Annotated in this window: 14 protein-coding genes, 2 tRNA genes and 2 pseudogenes; 3 read left to right on the top strand and 15 right to left on the bottom strand. The window is 64.4% G+C overall.

What is annotated here, in order from left to right; translation table 11 throughout:
* Positions 1–43: 43 nt before the first annotated feature.
* The 3 genes from KZO24_RS08285 to KZO24_RS08275 form a co-directional block, all read right to left on the bottom strand.
* On the bottom strand, positions 44–1243 hold the full coding sequence (locus KZO24_RS08285; RefSeq protein WP_486487104.1) for an MFS transporter: 1200 nt from the start codon (positions 1241–1243) through the stop codon (positions 44–46).
* Positions 1244–1487: 244 nt separating this feature from the next.
* Positions 1488–2105 carry a hypothetical protein gene (locus KZO24_RS08280; RefSeq protein ID WP_486487103.1) on the bottom strand — a complete coding sequence of 206 codons (618 nt, stop codon included), beginning with the start codon at positions 2103–2105 and terminating at the stop codon, positions 1488–1490.
* Positions 2106–2293: 188 nt separating this feature from the next.
* On the bottom strand, positions 2294–3097 hold the full coding sequence (locus KZO24_RS08275) for a sugar phosphate isomerase/epimerase family protein (RefSeq protein ID WP_271184273.1): 804 nt from the start codon (positions 3095–3097) through the stop codon (positions 2294–2296).
* A gap of 198 nt (positions 3098–3295) precedes the next feature.
* On the opposite strand from KZO24_RS08275, the gene KZO24_RS08270 reads away from it, so the two are divergent.
* Both KZO24_RS08270 and KZO24_RS08265 read left to right on the top strand, forming a co-directional pair.
* The gene (locus tag KZO24_RS08270) at positions 3296–4441 is read left to right on the top strand and encodes a sulfotransferase family protein (RefSeq protein ID WP_271184272.1); all 1146 of its coding nucleotides are present in this window, start codon (positions 3296–3298) and stop codon (positions 4439–4441) included.
* 131 nt (positions 4442–4572) lie between these two features.
* Positions 4573–6732: a PKD domain-containing protein gene (locus KZO24_RS08265; RefSeq protein ID WP_271184271.1), complete on the top strand. Its 2160-nt coding sequence runs from the start codon at positions 4573–4575 to the stop codon at positions 6730–6732.
* Positions 6733–6849: 117 nt separating this feature from the next.
* On the opposite strand, the gene KZO24_RS08260 is transcribed toward KZO24_RS08265, so the two are convergent.
* The 8 genes and pseudogenes from KZO24_RS08260 to KZO24_RS08225 form a co-directional block, all read right to left on the bottom strand.
* The gene (locus KZO24_RS08260; RefSeq protein WP_486487158.1) at positions 6850–9891 is read right to left on the bottom strand and encodes a TonB-dependent receptor domain-containing protein; all 3042 of its coding nucleotides are present in this window, start codon (positions 9889–9891) and stop codon (positions 6850–6852) included.
* Positions 9794–10051, bottom strand: a pseudogene (locus KZO24_RS08255) (AMP-binding enzyme); the annotation flags it as partial. The pseudogene KZO24_RS08255 and the gene KZO24_RS08260, both read right to left, overlap by 98 nt.
* Before the next feature lie 119 nt (positions 10052–10170).
* A pseudogene (locus tag KZO24_RS08250) lies at positions 10171–11379 on the bottom strand (AMP-binding protein); the annotation flags it as partial.
* Positions 11380–11392: 13 nt separating this feature from the next.
* Entirely contained in the window at positions 11393–12580 is a 1188-nt protein-coding gene (locus tag KZO24_RS08245; RefSeq protein ID WP_271184268.1) for a MaoC family dehydratase, read from the bottom strand.
* Between the two features lie 107 nt (positions 12581–12687).
* Positions 12688–12927 (bottom strand): hypothetical protein, encoded by a 240-nt coding sequence (locus KZO24_RS08240; RefSeq protein ID WP_486487102.1) that lies wholly within the window; start codon positions 12925–12927, stop codon positions 12688–12690.
* 357 nt (positions 12928–13284) lie between these two features.
* Positions 13285–14730, bottom strand: a complete 1446-nt coding sequence (locus tag KZO24_RS08235) for a PstS family phosphate ABC transporter substrate-binding protein (RefSeq protein WP_271184267.1) — start codon at positions 14728–14730, stop codon at positions 13285–13287.
* Positions 14727–15302, bottom strand: coding sequence for a hypothetical protein (locus tag KZO24_RS08230; protein WP_486487101.1), 576 nt, complete (start codon positions 15300–15302; stop codon positions 14727–14729). Before KZO24_RS08230 ends, KZO24_RS08235 begins: the two co-directional genes overlap by 4 nt.
* A 157-nt stretch (positions 15303–15459) precedes the next feature.
* On the bottom strand, positions 15460–17598 hold the full coding sequence (locus KZO24_RS08225) for a TonB-dependent siderophore receptor (RefSeq protein WP_486487100.1): 2139 nt from the start codon (positions 17596–17598) through the stop codon (positions 15460–15462).
* 452 nt (positions 17599–18050) lie between these two features.
* Here KZO24_RS08225 and KZO24_RS08220 point away from each other — a divergent pair, with 452 nt between their 5' ends.
* Positions 18051–18152, top strand: coding sequence for a hypothetical protein (locus KZO24_RS08220; protein WP_486487157.1), 102 nt, complete (start codon positions 18051–18053; stop codon positions 18150–18152).
* 116 nt (positions 18153–18268) lie between these two features.
* Here the strand turns inward: KZO24_RS08220 and KZO24_RS08215 are convergent.
* From KZO24_RS08215 to KZO24_RS08200, 4 genes are all read right to left on the bottom strand, one after another.
* A tRNA-Pro gene (locus KZO24_RS08215) sits at positions 18269–18345 on the bottom strand.
* A gap of 46 nt (positions 18346–18391) precedes the next feature.
* Positions 18392–18467, bottom strand: a tRNA-Ile gene (locus KZO24_RS08210).
* Between the two features lie 80 nt (positions 18468–18547).
* A complete protein-coding gene (locus tag KZO24_RS08205; protein ID WP_271184293.1) occupies positions 18548–19552 on the bottom strand; it encodes a polysaccharide deacetylase family protein in 1005 nt (334 codons plus the stop codon).
* A gap of 34 nt (positions 19553–19586) precedes the next feature.
* On the bottom strand, positions 19587–20555 hold the full coding sequence (locus KZO24_RS08200) for a histidine kinase (RefSeq protein ID WP_486487099.1): 969 nt from the start codon (positions 20553–20555) through the stop codon (positions 19587–19589).
* Positions 20556–20569: the final 14 nt, after the last annotated feature.

The following is a 20569-nucleotide window of genomic DNA, read 5'->3' as shown; positions in this document are numbered from 1 at the left end:
AGGGCGGGCGTCCAGTCCGGATAAGCGCCGAGGCTGAGCACGATCAGGCCACTGACGATCGAAATGCTGACACCGGTGAGGAGAAGGGGGAGTAACTGCCGAAGGCGTCGTGCGCCACGCCGGCGGAAAGCGGGCCGATGGCCGAGGCCAGCGCGATCATGCTCGTCATCACGCCGAAGATCGCACCGTAATGGCGAAGGCCCGCGTAGCGGGCAGTCAGGTAGCTGCACAGCTGCATCTTCGTGCCGGCCGCATAGCCGCTGATCATCATGCCCACGACGACCAGTGCGGGAGTGGCGACCCCGTCCATGAGCAGGGGCCAGGCGATAGCGGTCGATGCCAGGGTCAGGCCGCCGATCCAGCGGGCATGAAAGCGGTCGACCAGGGTTCCGGTGATGAGTTTGCCCGCAACCCCGGCGATCCCGGACAAGCTCACGAGCCAGGCGGCACTTTCGCGCGAGACCCCGGCCTCGACCAGAATGGGGAACTGATGCACCACGACGGCGATGGTCGCGGTCAGGATAAGGAAGGTGGCGATCGCGACCTTCCAGAGCGCGACACTGCGCCACGCCTGCGCGATCGTCAGGCCGGGCACGTCCGAGGCCGGTGCCGGTTTCTGGGCTCGCCGGTCACCGGGCGTAGCGGCCGCGCTTTTCCCCCTGAGGAACAGCACGGACAGGACAAGGGCAACGCCGCCCCAGCCCAGTCCCAGAATTACGAATGCTTCCCGCCAGCCGAAATGCGTGATCAGCCAGTTGCTGAGGGGCGGCGCGATGACCTGCGCCAGCGCGGTGCCCGACATGGTTATGCCAAGGGCCAGCCCGCGGCCCTTGGTGAAAGTGGCCGCCACGGCGGTGGACCACAGCGTCGACTGGACGAACAGGACGAACACGCCCCACACCAGCCACAATACGATCCACTGCACGAACGAACCCGACGCGAGCGCGAAGGCGCAGATGGACGCGGTCGTGAGCACAAGGCCCGGCAAGGCGATGCGGCGCACTCCGCTGCGGTCGATCAATGCCCCGATGAACGGCGAGAGCACGATGGAAATCAGGGCAGCCGCGGCAAGGCCGCTCGAAAGCTGCGTGCGGTCCCATCCGAAGTCGCGCGCCAGCGGGTCCATGAACACCCCGGCGGCGGGGGTCATGAACGACATGAACGAGAAGCCGATCGAAGAGGCGAGCACGACCGGCCAGTAGCGACGCCACTCGGCCGATGCGGAAACGAGCTCTCCAGTCATATGCAACCTCTCCCTTGTGCCCAGGCTTGTCGCGGTGCGCGATTCTTCTTTGGGAGATCAGTATGGGGCGAGGACAGCGGTCGTCCACTAAAAGTATCCTCTTTTAGGGGGTCAGTACAACGCTCAAGCGATATGCGCGGCTGGACGGCGAGATTTCATCTACTATTCGCCGCTACGCCCATTGGATGCATCATCGATCAGCGGCGGAATAAAGGGTTCTTAATTTGCATCCCGCCGCCGCGCGTCATCCGCGTTGCCCGGTAGAAGCTGACGTATCAGCGGCTAGAGCGACGAAGCGGCGCTTCAGGCGCGAATGCCAGATCTTGCGGCTCAGCTGGGCGCCGAGTACCGCAAGTTCGCCGTCACCGAGGCCAATCGCGGTAAGTTCGAGCAGTTTCGCGTTCCGCCACTCGCGCACGAACACGCGATGCTCGGCGCTGTCGTTGTCCTCGATCGGCTCTGCGAACCGCCGACGGGAGAAGGCGGAATTGATATCGAAGATGAGCTTGATGTATTCGCTCTGCGCCAGCGCGAAGATCGCATCCTGCGTCTCGCGTTCGAGCACCCTGACCGCATCGAAGGTGGCCTCATCCTTGAGCGCCGCGATCTTTTCCTTCAGGCGGCTGCATGTCGGCTCGATCACCTGAGGATTGCGGCTTGCGGCCTTGCGCACTGCCTCCACCCACAGCGCCGAGGCAAGCACGGTCACGTCGCTGGGCTCCATGTCGAGCGTCTCGAGATACGCGCTGACGGTCGCTTCGATCGTGTCGGCGTCCGGGCGTGCACTGAAGTACCCGCCGTTCATGCCGCGCCGCACGCGCAGCAGGCCTTCACGCTCCAGCAGGCGGGCGACCTGACGCACCGTGGCGCGCGCACAACCGAGCTGAACGATGAGCGCCTCTTCGCTCCCGAGAAGCGTGCCCTCCGGACTGGCGAGCGAAATTTCGCGAAGGCGTTCCGCGGCGACTTCCAGGGGGTACGGGTTTTGGCGGCGATGCTCATGGATGCATCTCAAGCACAGAACGCGCGGGGCGGTCCAGTGCGCGTGTTTCAGAACAGGGCACGGACCTGCCGCATCGCCCGCCCGGCGTAGTCTTCAAGGCTGGCGATATCCGGTGCCTCTTTCCGGTTTGGCGCTTCGAGACAGACCGGGACATGCGGGGGAAGGGCAGCAGCGAGAGCCTTCAGGGGGAGTTCCCCTTCGCCGGGAAGGGATCGTTCGAAGCAGGCCTCTTCCATGTACGGCTTGCCGGGGCCTACCATCGCCGCATCGGACATCTGCACGCGTCCCAGAAGCTGCGGATCAAGCTGCGCGACCTGTTCCGCGCTGTTGCCGCAGCGAAACAGGTGCATAGCGTCGATGATCAGCTTGGCGTGCGGCGATCCCAGCGCGTCCAGTGCGCTCAAAGCGTGCTGAAGGCCGGGAAAGGCGTGAGGAGGCGCAAATTCGAGATAGAGGCCGAGACCGCGATCGTGTGTCATCGATGCCAGTATCGCCAATTCATCCATGGCGCGCATCGGGTCCGTTTCGATGGCTACCGTGCCGATTGCGACCACACCCATTTCAGCCATGAAGTCGAGATCCTTGTCGAGCGCGGCGACGGAGGAGCCGGGCCGGATCGCAAATCCCTCACCGAGTGACAGGCTTATCCCTTTGTCATTGGCCTGTTGTACCACCTCGAGCCGCGCGGATCGCTCGTCGCGCAGCGACCATGGTGCGAATTGCGGGAGCCGCCATGGGACCGGCGCAAGGCCAATGGAGATGTGCCCGCAGCCAAGCCGCGCCGCCAGATCGATGTGGTCCCCGGGAGGCATTCCGAACACCGTTTGTGAATCGATTCCAAGCCGGTTCATGCCCTTAATTCCTCATTGCCTCGCCGATGGATTTGGGCTCATCGCATCGACAAGGCTACAATACAGGATACTTTTTTGGAGTGCGGCTGAACGATATCGCCACGATGATGCGAACATTTCTTCTAAAGTATGCTCAATGGCCGCATGCTCCCGGGAATGCCGGTGCTATGGGCACCCATCCCAGGAAGATGGTGAGAGATGCGGGCTGAGGATATCGTCGCGGCAGCGGGTAAGCTGACCGGGTTGAACGAGTTTGGAGATCCTGCGATTCTGGATGGCCTGACGGTGCTCCTGAACGCCTACGAGCAGGAAGCCAGGTTCACCGAAACGGGCATGAAGCGGTCCGTGGACGCGCTGGTGTCGGCCATGGCCAACAGGATGCGGGTCGAGGACTGGCTGGCTCGTCACCCCGAACTTCTGGATCGTCCGGTCGAAAAGCCTCTCTTCGTATTCGGGCTGCCGCGAACCGGTACGACTCTGGCGATCAACCTTCTCGAAGCGGATCCCGCCCGTCGGTCGTTCCTGCGGTGGGAGGCATTCGACTCGGTGCCTCCGCCGCGCCCCGACGAACTGCACGCCGGACCCCGTTTCGATGCCTGTCACGTGAAAACCCAGCAGGGCCTTCAATTCGCCCCGCAGATCGCCGCGATCCACTACGAGGATGCCGATAGTCCGACCGAATGTCAGTTCGCGATGTCCGCCTCGTTCTGCGCCCAGATATTCGATTCCCAGGCCGACATCCCCAGCTATCATCGCTGGTTCCTCCACGAGGCCGACTACGGCCCCGCGTTCCGCTACGAGAAGCGCCTGTTGCAGCTTCTTCAGGCGGAATCTCCGGGGCGCTGGACGCTCAAGAACCCGTGGCATCCCCTGTTCCTCGATGCGCTCACGGCGGAATTTCCTGACGCGCAGCTCGTCATGACCCATCGCGATCCTGTGGAGGTCGTTGGCTCGGCATGCAGTCTGCTCAAGGAAGTGCGGCGCATGTACAGCGACCAGGTCGATCTCAGGGCCATCGGCGAGAACCTGATGGACACATTCGACCTCATGATCGCACGGGTGAACGACTACCGAGAGCGGCACGGCGCTGACGCGGTCTTCGATGTGCAGTACCGCGACCTCGTGCGCGATCCCCTCGCGTCGATCGAGTCCATCTACCGCCGCTTCGACGAGCCCCTGACACCGGCCGCGCGCACGGCCATGGAGGCCTACCTCGCCCGTAACCCCAAGGGCAAGCACGGTTCTCACAAGTATGATCTGGCCGAGTACGGCCTGAGCCAGGAAGGCGTTCGCCGCCATTTCCGGGATTACATCGAGCAGTATCAGATCGCCGTCCGCGCCTGAACGCCCCCCAAATAGAAATGCGAGGGCGGGGCCCCCGCTTATTCGCGTGGACGATGCAGTTCAGTTTTGCGCCCCGCCTTGGCGCCTACACTATCCGAGGATCGAAACAAAAACACGGCAGGGGAGAGAAAATGGGACGTTCAGCCAGAGTTCGTTCGCGATGCGGTCTGGGTACGGCGATGTGCATCGTCACCGGACTGCTTTTGACTGCCGGTGCCATTCCGGGCGAAGCTGCATCTCCGGCGCCAGAGGCGATTGCCTGGCCCGAGGCCGTTCCGCCGGGAGCCGCCGCCGATCCCCTTTTCACCAAACCCTATGTCGACATCGACGAATGGCGCGATGCACCGGTGCGGCACCGTTACGTGCATGGCGGCTTCACCGGCACCGACATGCGTTTTTCCTTCTACCTCCCGCCCAAGGAAAAGTACGAAGGACGCTTCTTCGAATACGTCACCCCGGTGCCGGACAGCGAGAACCTCGCGCAGAAGGACACGCGCGATGGCGGAGGCAACATCGGTTTCGCGGTCAACCATGGCGGCTATTACATCGAAACCAACGGCGGCGGGGCCAGCGCCAACTCGGGGCCTGCATACGCGACCGACCCGACCATCGGGGCCTACCGGGCCAATGCGGCTGCAGCCCAATTCTCCCGCGTCGTCGCCGCCCGGATGTATGGGGGCAAGCGCCCCTTCGGTTACATCTGGGGCGGCAGCGGCGGCGCCTATCGGACCGTAGGCAGCATCGAGAACACGGCCGGTGTCTGGGACGGGGCGGTTCCCTTCGTGATGGGCTCGGCGATGGCGACGCCGTACAATTTCACCGCGCCGCTCTACGCCTATCGGGTCCTGGGAGACAAACTGCCCGGCATCATCGACGCTTTCGACGTCGGCGGAACGGGGGACCCGTACAAGGGGCTGGACGCCGAGCAGCGCTCGGCGCTTCGGGAGATTCTGGACTTCGGCTATCCCTTGCCCGAGTTGCGCGCCCTCGCACGCGGCTACGTCGGCGCCTTTCCGGTGCTTTATCCGGGCATGCTCGCGGCCGACCCGACGTACTTCACCGACTTCTGGGCCAAGCCCGGCTATGAAGGGTTCGATCCGCCCAAGTCCTTGCGCGACGCCCGTATCCAGCAAAAGGCGAAGGTCGTGCGGCTGATCATGGCGGCCGATGCTAACCGGCTAGGGATCACGCTCAAACCGCAGATGGGTCAGGCCCGGGGCACGGCGGAGCTTGCGTGGCAGGCGCTCCTTGGTCCGGGAGGCAGCGAACTGCCGGTCGCCATCGAACTCGACGCCGTTCCGCAGCGTGACTTCGGCAGCGCGGCCGACCTGAAGGTCAACAGCGGCGCAGCGGCGGGAGCCCTGCTGCGGCTGCAGCGCGTCGACGGGAAGATCGTAGTCCTGCAGAGCAACGATCCGGCCGTTCTCGCCAAGCTTGCCGCCGGGGACGAAGTGCAGATCGACAACTCGAACTGGCTGGCCGCGCAGACCTATCACCGGCATCAGGTCCCGACCCCGGACTTCTACACCTGGAACCAGTATCGCGGCCCGGATGGCAAACCGTTGGGACCCCAGCGGCCCAAGCTGCTCGGTCCCCAGTTCGCCATCGGAGCGGCAGGCGCCGTGCCCACCGGCAGGATCGGGGCGAAGGTCATTCTCGTCGAAAATCTCTCGGACACTGCGGCATGGCCGTGGGGTGCGGACTGGTATCGTACCAAGGTAGGCGAGCACCTCGGCAAGAAAGCCGACGACGCCTTCCGGGTCTGGTTCACCGAGCATGCCGAACATGGAGGTCAGGGCAGCGCCGAGCTGGTGACTTTCACCGGCGTGCTGCAGCAGGCGCTGCTCGACGTCAGCGCCTGGGTGGAAAAGGGCATCGCACCGGCGCCGAGCACCGCTTATTCCATCAAGGACGGACAGGTTATCGTGCCGCCGACGGCAGCGGCGCGGCTGGGCATTCAGCCGGTGGTCGCGCTGCGGGCCAATGGCGGCCTGCGCGCCGAGGTCGCCGCCGGAAAGCCGGTCACCCTGACCGCCGAGGCTCGCCTTCCAAAAGGTACTGGCCGCATCGTCGGCGGGGAGTGGGATTTCGAGGGGAAGGGCAGTTTCAGCGATCCTGCGGTTCTGGAGTTTCGCAAGGACGGGAGCGCCGCAGTGAGCGTCACTCACGCTTTCGCGGTGCCGGGGACCTATTTCGTGGGACTGCGCGTGACGGCCCAGCGGGAAGCGGAAGTGGGAAGTCCGTATGGACGGATCATGAACCTCGGCCGGGTTCGTGTCGTGGTAAAGTAGTCACGACGCGCCATCTTTTCCGATCAAACAAGAACGGCTCCGGGGAAGACCCCGGAGCCGCATTTTTCGCCCTGCTCGGTCGGGGCCGGACCAGTGGCCCGGCCTCGCCGCGCACGGTCAGAAGTTCTTGCGCACGCCGAACTGCACGATGCGGCCGATCGAGAAGGCGGAACCCTGGGTCGCGTCGTAACCCAGCCCGGTAGCGCTGCGGAACTCGGGCGGTTCGGTGTCGAACAGGTTCTGGACGTTCAGCGTGAACGACAGGTTGCTCGTCAGGACCGAATCGGACTTCACGTCGTACTTGAAGAACAGGTTGATGGCGTCGAACGCGGATATCTTGGTCTGGCCGAATTCGACGGTGCCGCGCTTGTAGCCGGAGGTGTGGTTCCAAGTGACTTGTGCGCGAAGGCCGCCAATCGTCGTTCCCAGCGTGCCCTGCATACGGAACACGGGCGTATTGAACGCCAGGTCGTCCGCGATCGGGAGCGATGGCAGAGCACGGGACTTCTGCGACAGTCGATAGTTGCCCGATGCGCTCGCATCGAACGAGGCGAAGCTGGTGTCGAGCACGTAGTTGGCGCTGAAGTCGATGCCATCGAGCTTCGCGGTCCCAAGGTTACGCGACCGGGTATCGAGCGAAACCAGTACGGGAGTGGTGACCCCGCCCGCAGTGATCAGCGCCTGAGAGGTCGAGGTGGGGTTGGCGACCGTGAAGTTGAAGTTGGCCGGATTGAACTGCGTCAGATAGGCTGCCAGTTCCTGACCAGTGGGCCGCACCGAGTAGAGCTGCGGGAAGTTGGCATAGTAGTCGGTGAGATCGGCGCTCGTCACCGGCCGGCCGATCGTGCCGGACAGGTCGATGTTGTAGTAGCTGGCGTTGAGGGTGAGCCCCGGCACGAAAGGCGGCTCGATTTCCAGTCCGGCCGACCAGTTGGTCGCTTTCTGCGGCTGCAGGCCGGGGGCCGTGCCGGACACGAAGAGACCGACCTCGCCGGGCGCTGCGGTCACGCCGGGCGGCGTGCGCAGGAACGCGGCAGGCACCGTCGCGACCGCCGATGCCAGAACGCCAAGCTGGTCGACAGGTGATGGTGCGGTAAAGGACTTGCCCCAGTTGCCGCGGATCGCGATCCATTCGACGGGGCGCAGCGTGGCGGCGAACTTGGGATTGAAGGTGTCGCCGAAGTCGCTGTACTTGTCGTAGCGGGCCGAGGCGGACAGCGACAGCTCGTTGAGGAACGACATTTCGTTACCGCTGCCGACGATCGGCACTTGCAGTTCGCCGAAGACGGAATCGACCTTCTGCGTGTAGCTGGTAGGGTCCTGGAAGGCGTAAGTGGTGGCGTTGGTCGTGCGCCGCTGGAAATTGTCCTGCATGTGCTCGTAGCCCACGGCAGCCTTGACCGAGCCGCCCGGGAGGGCGAACAGCGGGCCGTTGGCGATTGCGCGATAATCGAACAATTCGTTGCGTCCCACGCCCTCGGCGTAACGCAGCAGGCTGGCGGCCGTGGCAGGGCTGGCGGTGCCCACGTCATAGGGGTTCAATGCCCCGGACGCGAGTGCGCTGGCCTGCGCGGTCGTGCTGATCTGTGCGTTGCGGAACGAGGTGGTGGCGATGCCGTAGCTGAACAGGCCGCTCAGTTCCCAGTCGGAGCCGAGTTCGATCGAGATCGACGGCGCGATGCGCCATGTTTCCAGATTGGTTTCCTGCGTGGCAGAGCGAGCGCCGAACAGGGGGCTGTAGTCGTACCGAACGACTTGCGGCAGGCCGGTGTTGGCATCGCCGGTGGGGCGGTAATACGGCGAAGCGGCGGTCAGCGTCGCCTGCGCTGTGGCTCCGGTGCTCAGAGCGCCGGTCCCCAGCGTGCCGCCGACGGCCTCGATGGCACGGTTCGCATAGAGTGCGGTCACGTCGAAACGAACCGAGTCCGACAGACGCTGGTTCAAACGGGCGAAGACCGTGTGCAGCGTCGCGGTGGGATAGATGGCAACCGTGTCCGAGAAGTCGCAGACATTGGGGCCACCGGCCGCCAGCCCGGGGCCCGACGGCACGTAGGTTGCCGTGCCGACGCTGACGTTCGGAGCGGCGCAGTTGCGACCGGTCGGCACCTTGGTGTCCCAGTTGATCTGCTTAACCCAGTCCCGGTCCGAACCATAGACGCTGTCATGGTGCGAATAGCCGTAGGCGACGTAGAAGCCGCCCGAGCCCCAATCCTTGCCTGCCATCGCACTGGCATCGACCGACTTGTAATTTTCGCCCAGGCCATAGCGGGCGTCGACCTGCACGCCGTTGAAGCGGTCGCGGGTGACGAAGTTCAGCACGCCGCCAAGCGCGTCCGAGCCGTAGACGGCCGAGCCGCCATCGGTCATGGCCTCGACGCGCGCGATGACGCCGGGCGCGATGATGTCGGGATCGACCGCAACCTGCTGGATGCCTGCACCGACCACACGCTGGCCGTCGAACAGCACGAGCGTCTGGGCGCCGCCGCTGGTGTTGGCACCGGGCAGGTTGCGCAGGTTCGGACGGTTGATCGGATTGGAGGCGTTCGCTCCGGCCTGGGGCGACACACCGGCGGGCAGGGCGTTGAAGAAGTTACCCACTTGCGGAACGCTGGCGAGAACCTGGCTCGTCGATGCGGCGCCGGTTGCGGTGACCTGTTCGCTGGTGACGCCGATGACGTTGTTGCCCGCCGGTGCGATGCCGCGGATCAGAGTTCCGGTCACCACGATCGGCTCCGACGTGATCTGGTCGGCCGAGGTGTCCTCGGCGGGCGGCGCTTTCTCCTGTGCCGCCGCCATGCCCGGGATCAGGGCGATCCCGGCCACGCCGATCGCAAAACGCCACGCGGTGCGCTTCTTATTGAATTTCATCATATTATCCTCCCCTTCTTGGTTGAAAACCATCGCTCGCCGGCTCTTTCCGACCGATCGGGCGCAACACGAATTGTCAGGTCTGCATGGCGAGCCTTTCTGCCGCGACCCGGCGCAGCTCGCTTGTCTTGATCTTGTTGCTGCCGGTGACGGCCAGATCCTCGGGCGCGAAGAACAGCACCCGGCGTGGAACCTTGTAGCTGGCCAGCCGGGTTCGGGCGTGAGACCGCAGGTCTTCCTCGCTGACCTGCGCGCGCTCGTGAAGGGCGACGCAGGACACCACGATCTCACCCAGCGTATCGTGCGGTACGCCGACCGTCTGGGCGACCTTGACGCCTGCGCATTCGCGGATGACCTCGTCGATCTCCAGCGGGGAGACGTTGGCCCCCCGGTCTTGATGATGTCGTTCAGCCGGCCTTCCCAGTGCAGCCGTCCGGCATCGTCGAGCCACCCGCCGTCCCCGGTGCGCAGGAAGCCCTCCGCGTCGAGCGTGTCGGCAAGGGCCACGCCGAGGTAGCCGAGCATGAGCGTCGGCCCCTTGACCGCCAGTTCCCCGCGTTCGCCCAGCGGCATGGTCCGGCCGGTCAGAGGATCGACGATCTTGAGGATATTGCCCGGCAAGGGCAGCCCATGGCTTTCCGCCGCTTCTTCCCGCGACGTCTGGGCAGGGTAGGCGGCGCTGAGCGTGAAGGTCTCGGTGTTGCCATAGCAATGCCGTGGCTCGATCCAGTCGACCTCGACCGTCGGATGCCGGGCGATCGGCGAGGTCTCGTCGACATAGACCAGCGAGGACAGATCGACTTCGGCCCAGTTCGGTGCGGCGATCAGTTGCTCCCACTGATGCGGCCAGGCGAAGAGGAACTGAACTTTGTGGGCCTCCATCAGCGCCAGCGCCTCGGCAGGCTGGAACGTGGACTGCAGGACGATGGTGCCGCCTTTCGCCAGCGTGCCGCCCACGATCATCGCGAAGTTGCCGGACCAGAAGAAGCCATTCGCGGTCCAGCTGCGGACGCCATCGCTCAGTCCTTGCTGCGGCCCCATGCGCCACATCTGCAAGGTCACCCCGCGATGCGAGGATACGATGCCCTTGGGAAGCGCGGTGGACCCTGAGGAAAAGAACAGCACGCCGGCATCGGCCGGAGAGACCGCAGCGGCACGCGCGGCAATACTCGCCTCCGCGATCGCGTTGCCCGCCGCGAGGAAAGCGGACCAGTCCTGCACCGCTCCGCAGGCCCCGTCGCCGACCATGACCAGCGTCTTGAGAAAGGGAAAGCGCAGCGAGGCGAAGCTATGCGGCGTGGCCTCGGTAACCCGGGTATCGAGTTCGGCCAGTGCCACCAGGAAGTCCTTCTTGAGCACGGTGCGCTCGAACAGCAGCGTTGAGATCGCCGATTTCTCGATGAGGTAACCAAGCTCGGCGGCCGTCGAGAAGGTCCCGATCGGCGCGGCGACACCTCCGGCGAGCGCGATGCCGAAAGTGGCGGATAGGAACTCCGGCCGGTTCGTCATCAGAACGCCGACCCGCTCGCCGTGCGCAAGCCCACAGGCGACGAGCGCTTTGGCCACCGCATTGGCTTCCCGCCAGAGGTCCGCATAGGACCAGCGCTCGGTCGTGCCATCCGGCCGGGAATGGACCAGTGCCTCGCGGCTGCAATATTGCGCCGTGACTTCGCGCAGGAAGCCCCCGAGCGTCAGTGCGCCCAGACCGGTCTCGTCGCCGAGCGGCAGACCGCAGGAGACGGACAGGGCCTGATCGGCTATGAAGCGATGCTGGGTCACGGCGCCGATCCGGTCAGTAGGGAAGCTGGACTTCGTTGACCGAAGTGACGACCGTCTTGCCGTCCTGGTTGGTCATCCGCACCTCGATCCGCACTACCGGGAAGCCCCAGTCCGATTCCGCGATCTTCTCGACCACTTCACCCTCGATCCAGGTGACGTCGCCCTCGAACGCAGGACCGCGAAACTCGGACTTGGCGTGGCGGACCATGCCGTCGTGACCGGCCCAGAAGGCCAGGTAGTCGGTGTTCCACGCGGCCATCGTAGCGCCGTAGCCGTAAGCACGGTGCATCCCGATCTCGCTCGCCCGGCTGTCGTCGATGTGGCCGCGCGATGGGCCGAGGTAGAGCCCGTCACGCAGGCGCGGATCGATCATCGCCCCTTCCTCGTCGAAGCTGAACCCGTCGATCCACCCCATGTCCTGATTGACCCAGCAGTCGGGCACGCCATCCACGCCCTGCCAGTAGAAGCTGCCCCAGATGTTGAACACGAAAGCGCGGTATTCGGTGGTGAAGCTCGCGATCGAGTGCGGGCCGATCACCCGGCGCGGCAGCTTGTCGCCCACCGCGACGTCCTCGAAATGCGGTGACTTGCCGTCGCGATTGGAAAGAAACCAGTCGCGCCGCACCTGGTCGATTTCCGCCAGTTCCGCCTGTGTCCATTTGTGCGGCGTGCCTGCGGTGGAGGCATACATGCCCCGCTTTTCGGCCTCCTTGGCAAGATAGCGGATCACGGTAGGGCAGGATTTGGCGATGAGGTCACCGCGCTGATTACGATGGATCGTGTCGCCGCGCTGGAACAGGGTCGGACCGGCGAACTTGGTGTCTGTCAGCTTGTAGCCGGTGAAGATCCGCTCATGGCTGATCTGGTCGCCGGGCCAGACGTTCACGCCGTACCACCACCATTCCTCGCCGCCGAAGATCATGTGCTGGCCATCGATCCGGCCCACGCAGGCCTGATTGTTGCCATGCCCGTAATCGAGTGCGACCAGCATGGATTGCGGTGCGATTATGTCCCCGAATTTGGACGCCGCCGCAAATCGCTGGTCCCAGTGGATCGGGTTGACGTAGTCCATCGCCATGACCCAGCGGCGGATGTCGGTCTTGTTGCACGGCTCCCAGAGCTCTCCGCCGCCGACCTGATGGCCAAGACGCCATTCGACGTCGCTGATATCCATTTCGATCCTGGGATCCGCTTCGGCCATGTCCCGCTCCTCCTCGCGAAACCACGCGACGCAGGGCAGGCCTGCAACGTCGCTGGTTCGTCGTTGACGGGCATAGTCGCGCAATCAGACGCGTATGGCTTGACCTATCAGGACAAAGTTCCCCTTGCCGTTGCAGACTTAGGCGCCGCGCGCAGTTGTGAAGGCGATTGCCCGGACCAGCGACGGCAGCTTCGCGAGAAGACGGCCTTTTCCGCGAAGGCCAGCTTTTCAGATATGCCCCTGAAATCCAGCCGGGTTTTCCGCAGATAATAGAGAGACAGATCGCGGTGCAGGTCGTCCTTCACGTCCTGAAACGTTGTCCCTTCATCCTTGAGGCGGCGGCGCAACGTACGATGATGAATATTGAGGGCATGCGCCCCATCGCCGCTTGCGCAGTCGCGGTGGGTAAGCCGGCAGATAGTTAAAGATACTGTCGCACTTGCTCTGGTATGCGCGAGTGGAGGAGGTTAATTACTTTCGATATGAAAAAATGTGGGAAAGTATTGTGAGAGGAATTAGCCAGAATACTGCTGATTATTGACCAATTCACGCGAATCTGGAAAGAAAGGAAACAGTATTTCGATATGAAGATGCCGTATGATCCTTGATAATCGAACGAAGATAAGATCGGCGATCCATGCTTGCTACCTTACTCACCTGGCGCACAGTTGACAGCTTTCACCTGCTCACAGAAAGATTTCCGCTTACAAGGTATCAACCCGGCGCCTCTCGGCAGCGAGGTCCCGCCTGTCGAGTGGCACATAGCCATCATCTTCTGACATATGGTGTGCAATGATAGCCTGCCCTTCCACAGAGAGCATGAACCGCAACAGGCCTTTGATTTCCGGATTGATCGACTTGCCCGGCGCCTTATCGATGTAGATGTTGAGGAAATAGGATATCGGCCAGGCGCCCCGGTCCGCGCCCTCTTGAGGCAGGACGTAAGGGCCGCCGTCGCGTGCGGACAGCGGCAGGACTCGCACGCCTTCCGGTGCCTCGCCCGCGTCGATCCATGTCGCATAGCCGATGCCGTGAGGGTCCGCCGCGACGGCGGCGAGGATCGCCTTTCCGCTCGGCATCGCCTGGTAGCGGGCGCTGAACGGCAGCCCGTCGAGCTTCGAGGCGCGCATGGCCGAGCCGAACCCGCCATCGTCGCGCGCGCCATAGACGTGGATCGCGCCTGCCGCGGCGCTCAAATTCGACCAGTCGGCAATGTCGCCGCCGGATGCGCCTGCCGCGAAGACGCGCTTCACTTGCGCCATCGATAGTCCGGCAAGCGGGTTGCTCGCGTTGACGTAGATCGCGGGCGGCGTCTTGCCGCCCGCGCGGGGGCCGTGACTGGCATAGGCGATGCGGATGCGCACCGGATCGTAGCCCTTTACCTGCCGGAAGCCGTCGAGGTCGTTCTCCCACAGCTCACGGCCCATCGGCGCGAAGATCGTGGTTCCGGCCGTCAGCGCAGGCATCGCGGTGGAGGAGCCGCGCAAGTCGGCGGTGAAGCGCACCTTGGGCGCGTGACGCGCGTAGGCGGCGAGCATGTCGGGCATGATCGTCGTCAGCGTATCGCTGCCGATGATCGAGAGGCTGCCGTCCGGGGCGACGTAGCCCGCCTCGCGCCGCGGGATCGTGATCCCGTGCAGCCTTGCGATCCGTTCCCGCGCATCCGCCAGCGCGGCGGCATCGAGCGGCTTGTATGTCGCCAGCACCGCCTTCAGGCGCGCCTGCCCATCGTCCGAGAACAGCGCCTGCAGCACCGGCTTCACCCACTCATCGAGGGCGCCGTCCTTGTCGCAGCGCACATAGAGGTAGAGCCCCTGCATCACCGGCACCGCCAGCGGCAGGCCGCCGGAAAAGCGGCGCACGGCGGCGCGCTCGATCACGGTCATCTCGCGCGGGATCACGGCGAGCGCGATGGCGCCTTGCGTCAGCAGCGGCATCGCTCCGGCAGGGCCGACGATGCGGGGGGACAGGCCGCTGGCTGCCGCTGCGATGGCACCGGCTTCCGGGCCGCCGCCGACAGCGAGGGCGCCGTCCGCCAGCACGTAGCGCGCCAGCAGCGGCTGCGCCTCGGGGATGGGGCCGCTGTCCTGCGCCGAAGCGGAGCCGGCGAGCAGGGCGGTTGCCAGCGCGAAGCCAAGCGCGCGTCTCACTTCTTCACCTTGCACACTTTCGCGCCCGCGCGCGCCCATTGGATCGCGGCGTCGAACAGCTTGCGGCCGGTATCGGTCATGCGGGTGAAGCTGTTGTTCTCCATGCCGATGAACACCCGGCGGGCCGGGGCGAGGTGGTCATGGTCCATCGTCGCGCCCGCCTCGTAACCGAACAGGGTCGCCTTGTCCGGCTCTCCAGGCCAGGTCATGATGACGTCGGCGCCGAGCCCGGGCCTGCCCCAGCCTGCGGGCGTGCGCGCCTCGGTCCAGGTGCCAAGGCCCGCCGGAATGCCCGCCGCCATCGGATGCGGCGCGCGCACCAGCCAGAAGTAGTGGCCGGTCTCCAGTTCGCCGAAGTCGGTGTCGCGGCGCAGCCCGGTCATCCACAAGTCGTCGAGAAGGTCGTTCTCCCAGGTCACCAGCGGCACGCCCATGTCGCGCCATCGCGCGATCATGGGGCGGTTGGCGGTGAACTGGTTGGAGCGCACCGTCGAGGACATGACGACAAGGTCGAACCCGCAAGGGTCCGGCGCGCCGTCCAGCCCCTCGCTGGTGGTGACGGCATAGCCCATCGCCTCCAGTCGCGCCTTGACCGCCGGGTCGGCCGAACCGCCGGGGGATCGGCGCGCATCAGGAACAGCACCTTGCCGGCATCCGCCGCCAAGGCCGGGGCGGGAGCCGTGCCAATGGCCAGCGCCAGCAGCGCGGCGGCGAATGCCTTGGTCATCCTCAGAACCCTCCGCTCAGGCCGACGAGGAAGCTGCGGCCCTCGCCCGGCGTGATCTGCGCGCGGGAGACGGTGCTGGCGATGTAGTACTCGTTGGTGATGTTCTTGACGTTCACCGTCAGGCGCACCTTGTCGGCCAGCTTGTACCACAGGCTGCTGTCGAAGCGGGTGTAGCCGCCAACCGAGAAGGTGTTCTCCAGATTGCCCATGCGGTTGCTCGCCGCAACCACGCCGCCGCCGAGGCCGAAGCGGCTCAGCGGGCCGTCCACCGGCTCCAGCGTCACCCACAGGCTGCCGCTCCACTTGGGCACGCCGATCAGCTTGTTGCCCTTGGCGTAGTCGGTGGAGGAGCGCACGGCGGCGTCGGTATAGGCGCCGTTGGCGATGACCTTGACGCTCGGCGTGATCGCGCCGGACATGTCGAACTCGACACCCTGCGAGCGTTGGACGCCCGCGTTGATGTTGTAGCCGACGTTGTTGGGGTCCTGCTGCGTCACGTTCTCACGCGTCAGCTGGTAGACCGACAGCGTGGAGGCAAGGCGGCCGCCGAACAGTTCAGCCTTGATGCCGGCCTCGTACTGCTTGCCCTTTTCCGGATCGATCGGCTTGCCGTCGATGGTCGGCTCGGGCTTGGACTGGAACGAGCGGGTGAAGTCGGCGAACAACGAGACGTTCGGCACCGGCTTGAATACCACGCCCACGCGCGGCGACCATGCCTTGTCGTCAGAGGCGTACTGGGTGGTGCCGTGGTCGGACTGCTGGGCATGGTCGTAGCGCACGCCGGCCAGCAGGTTGATCTTGTCGCCGATATCGATCTGATCCTGCAGGTAGCCGGACAGCGACTTGGACTGCACCTTGCGGTCGGCGGCGGGAACCCAGGTGCCCGGCGTGGCGCCATAGACCGGATCGTCGATGTTGATCGCCGCCAGCGTGGCGCGCGCGAACGTACGGAAGCGATAGGACTTCACGTACTCGCCGCCAAATACGACCGTGTGCCCGATCCCGCCGGTGGAGAAGCGCGCGACCATGTCGGCCTGCGCATCGTAGTTGTGGTTGTTCTCGTGCTGCTCGACGGCGGTGCGGGTAACGGTGCGCGCGCCGGTGGTGGCATTGACCGCGACGCTGCTGCCGTAGTTGATGCCGAACAGGTCGAGCTTGCCCTCGTCGTAATGGCCGATCTGGCGGACGGTCAGCCAGTCGGCCAGTTCATGCTCGATGCGGTAGTTGAACTCGTAGCGGCTGGATTCGGTGGTCGCCCACTCTTCGCCCAGGAACCGGTCGCGCGGGAGGTTGACGACGAGATCGCCGTCGGCGTCGGTGGTGGCGACGATGCCGCGATCGGTCTGGTTCTTCTGGTGCGCATACGTCAGGCTGGCGATGACGCGGGTGCGGTCGGTCGGCTGCCACAACACCGAGCCGGACAGGAACTGGCGGCGGTAGGGCTGGAACACGTCGCGGAAGGTGTCGCCGGTCTGCGCGGCGGCGATGAAGCGCACGGCCAGCGTCCTGGCGGCATCGACCGGACCGGTCACGTCCACCTGCCCGCGCATGAAGTCGTTGCTGCCGCCCTGGACGGAGAAGTTCATCCCCCGCTCGAAGCGCGGCTGCTTGGTGACGATGTTGATCAGGCCGCCCGGATCGCCGCGGCCGTAGAGCACAGAGGCCGGACCCTTGAGCACTTCGATGCGCTCCACGTTGGCAAGGTCGCGGTAGCTGTCGTTGGTCTCGATCGCCGGGCTGAGCATGATCAGATCGATGGCGTAGTAGGAAGAGCGGAAACCGCGGATGGTGAAGCTCTCCGACCGATTACCCGCGTCGGTGCCAGCCTGAATGCCGCTGACGTTGCGCAGCGCGCTGGTGAGATCGAGGATCTGCTGATCGTCGATGACGTCGCGCGGCACGAACTGGATCGACTGCGGCACGTCCATGATGCTGGTGCCGGTGCGCGTGGCGGTGGTCAACTGGTCGACCTTGTAATCCTTGCTGCGCGCGCCGAGTACGGTGATTTCCGAGGAGCTGACGTCCTGCGGCGCGCCGTCGGCGGCGGCTTCTTCGGCGCATACGGGCGCGGCGTTAGCGATAGCCAGAACAAGCGCAAGTCCGCTCGCCCCGGCGCTAAGGCGGGAATGGGTATGATACATTATGTGGTGCTCCCCGAGGGTGATCTCGATTGTGCGGCGCACATATTGCTACTGCGAATTGATTGCAAGATTTTAGAGGTGCCGTCGGGAGGCTGGAAGGCACGGCTGTGGAACCTGATTGACAGACTCGTCGATCTGTTCAAGCACCACCGAGTACGCCAACTACTTCAGCTCTAGCGGATATGCCCGGAATGAGTGGGGACCGCTCCAGTGGCTCGTACACCGAACTTCCCTCATAACAGTGGATATAAGCTGAGATTTTTATATCATTTTAGAACTAGCGACGGTCATCAATTGACGTTGAGTATATTTGCGTCCGCTTGCTGCTGTTATTCAAGCTTTAAGCATTCATCTTCGAAGGAGTTGGCGTCTATCGCCGAACACGCAGGAGGTTGCGCTATGGATGCAGGTACGCAGACCGTTTGCTCAGGCTTCCCGCTGTTCTCGAGCGTATGGGAATGTCTCGTGGCACGCTCTACACAAAAATGGAGGCGACCACATTTCCCGCAGCGCTATCGGATATCGGCGCGCTGCAGTGCGTGGGGAGAAAGTGACGACGAAATTTGGCAGCACTCACTGTTTCCTGCCCAGCGGCCATGGTTGGCCTTGCAAGCCACCGGAAGTTTAGGACAATTTGGAGCGGTATGAGCTGCGCTGAGACGTTATGAGTTGGTCGGGGAGACAGGATTCGAACCTGCGACATCTTGCTCCCAAAGCAAGCGCGCTACCGGACTGCGCCACTCCCCGACCTGGGGTTGTCGATGCTGCTGCCGGAAAGGCAGCAACCGGCGAATGGTGGGCCCGGCAGGATTCGAACCCGCGACCTAGCCGTTATGAGCGGCCAGCTCTAACCGCTGAGCTACAGGCCCCCGTGCCGGACCCGACCCCATCGACGATGGCCGGGTGCCAAGCCCGTTAGCTTGGCAATGCGTATGACGCAAGCGCGGTTCTATCCGCGTTGCACACTGTTCATGATTTCATGCACACTTGTCGGCTTCACACCTCGTCGCGCGAGGTGCGTGAACAGTGTGCGCCACCAGTCGTAGAGCGCGTCGAGATCTGCTTCGCTTCGCACATAGGGCGTGTGGCCCGTAGCCAGCGACGGGCTGTGGAACGAGAACACAAGTACCGGTAGGCCCTCATCGATGGCGATATCAACGCCGCGCAGTGCTTCCTCCGCGGTGATGCCCTCAGGCGTTAGGGGGATGCGTTCCAGCAGGCCTGCGCGCGCGAGGACACCGCGCATTGTCGGGGCGCGCCACAAGTGCGGGTAGATGACATTGCCGACCTGCCGCAACGGCCCCCAATATACGGTGGTGAGCGGCAATTCGAGAAGTTCGCGCTCCTTGCCGACCCAGTAGGGGTGGAGCGGATGCTCGCGATAATTGGGGCCGCCGGTACCGCTATAGTCGAAGCGCGCCCGTACCGAGGTATCGATGGCTATGCCGCATTCGAGAAGGATTTCTGCCGTGCGCGTGCCGAGGCCGTAGCGGCCGGCGCGGTAGATGCGCGGGGGCGTGCCGAAGGCGCTTTCGATCCGGTCACGCAGGGTGTGCAGCTTTTCGCGTTCCAGTTCGAAGGGCAGATTACCCGCGTAGCTGTTGAGTTCGTTGACATCCTCGACGAACGGCGGGTTTACCCAAGGGTGAAGCTGGACGCCGACTTCGGCACGCCCAGATAAAACCGCATCGCCGATCGCTTCGGGGGCGAAGGCGGAATCCGCGACCGGCCAGTCGATGAGGTAGGACGGGACAACACCGAACCCTTCGCAGAATTGCTGGAATTTGCGCAGGGCGGGTACGGCGACGACGCTGTGCGCCTTGCGGTCGAGCGGAGCCGACCAGTCGAATTCCTCTTCGGTATCGACGGTGACGATGAAGCGCTGGCCAAAGTCGTGGCAGAATGCGGCGAAGGCCTGCCTGCCGGGCGGCTGCAGAAGGTTCGGAACTGGCAAAAAGTCTTTCCCTCTGCGTCGCATCACCAAGGGATTACTGCGAAAAAGTTGCCGAAGTGCTATTGTGTGTGGCCCGCTCGGTCAAGGTAGGCAGCGACAGGTGAAGGTTGTTTGTTACACGTTGCAGCGAGCCGCCGGCCGCCGCGGCTTCTGCTGCGGCAAGGCGCAGAGTGAAGCCAATACCGAACATGCCTGCAGCAAGCGATTGGCCGCGTTCGCCGGCGACAGGATCAAAAAGCGCTTCCGGCGCGCGCTCGGCCAGAACCGCGGGCAGCGCAACTGAAAGCTCGATCATCGCAGATTTTGGATCGGTACGTTGATTCCAGCGCAAGTCGAGCGTTTCACCCGGTAGAGTCGATCCGGCGAGGGCGGCGAACAGCCGCCAAACCAGTCGTTCCACTTCGGGCCGGGCTATGCGCACCGGCAATGTCGTTGCCGAGGGATCGGCGAGCATCGAAAACCCACTGCCGCGCGGCTCGGTCCAGGCACGCAGGCGCACGATGGTCTGGGCAAGTACCCGAGCAAGATCGCACTCGCCGTCCTCGAGCCGCATCGCACCCGATTCGAGCTTCACCAGCCGGTCGAGTTCCTCGAAGCCAGCCAGAATATGCGCGCAGTCGCCGGCGATGGCGGCCGCCAGCGCGCGGTACTCGTGCGGGGCCGGGCCGTAGAGTTGCTGCTGAATGATCTCGGCCGCTACCTGGATTGCATTGGCGGGCGTGCGTAACTCGTGAAGAACTTCGCGCATGCGATCGGCCTCTGCATGAGCGGCGACCGGCGCTGCGAGAGCTTCCGCAGGGGCAGCAAGGCGACGAAGGCGGCCGCAGTATCCGGCGAAGCGGCCATGTTCGAAGCGGGCGATGGCATCGATTTGCCAAGGGCCGCTAACGGCAGGCGCACCGGTGATGATGATTCGGGTCTCGCGCAGAGGCAGGCAGTGCTCCATGGCATGAGATATCTGCGCGGCTTGCGGATCATGCGTGCCGAGCGAAAGTCCGACCACGGACGGCGCATGTG

The sequence above is a fragment of the Novosphingobium sp. NFX11 genome (assembly GCF_057376415.1).
Note: the sequence above shows the minus strand (reverse complement) of the source record. Positions and strands in the feature narration are given on the sequence as shown.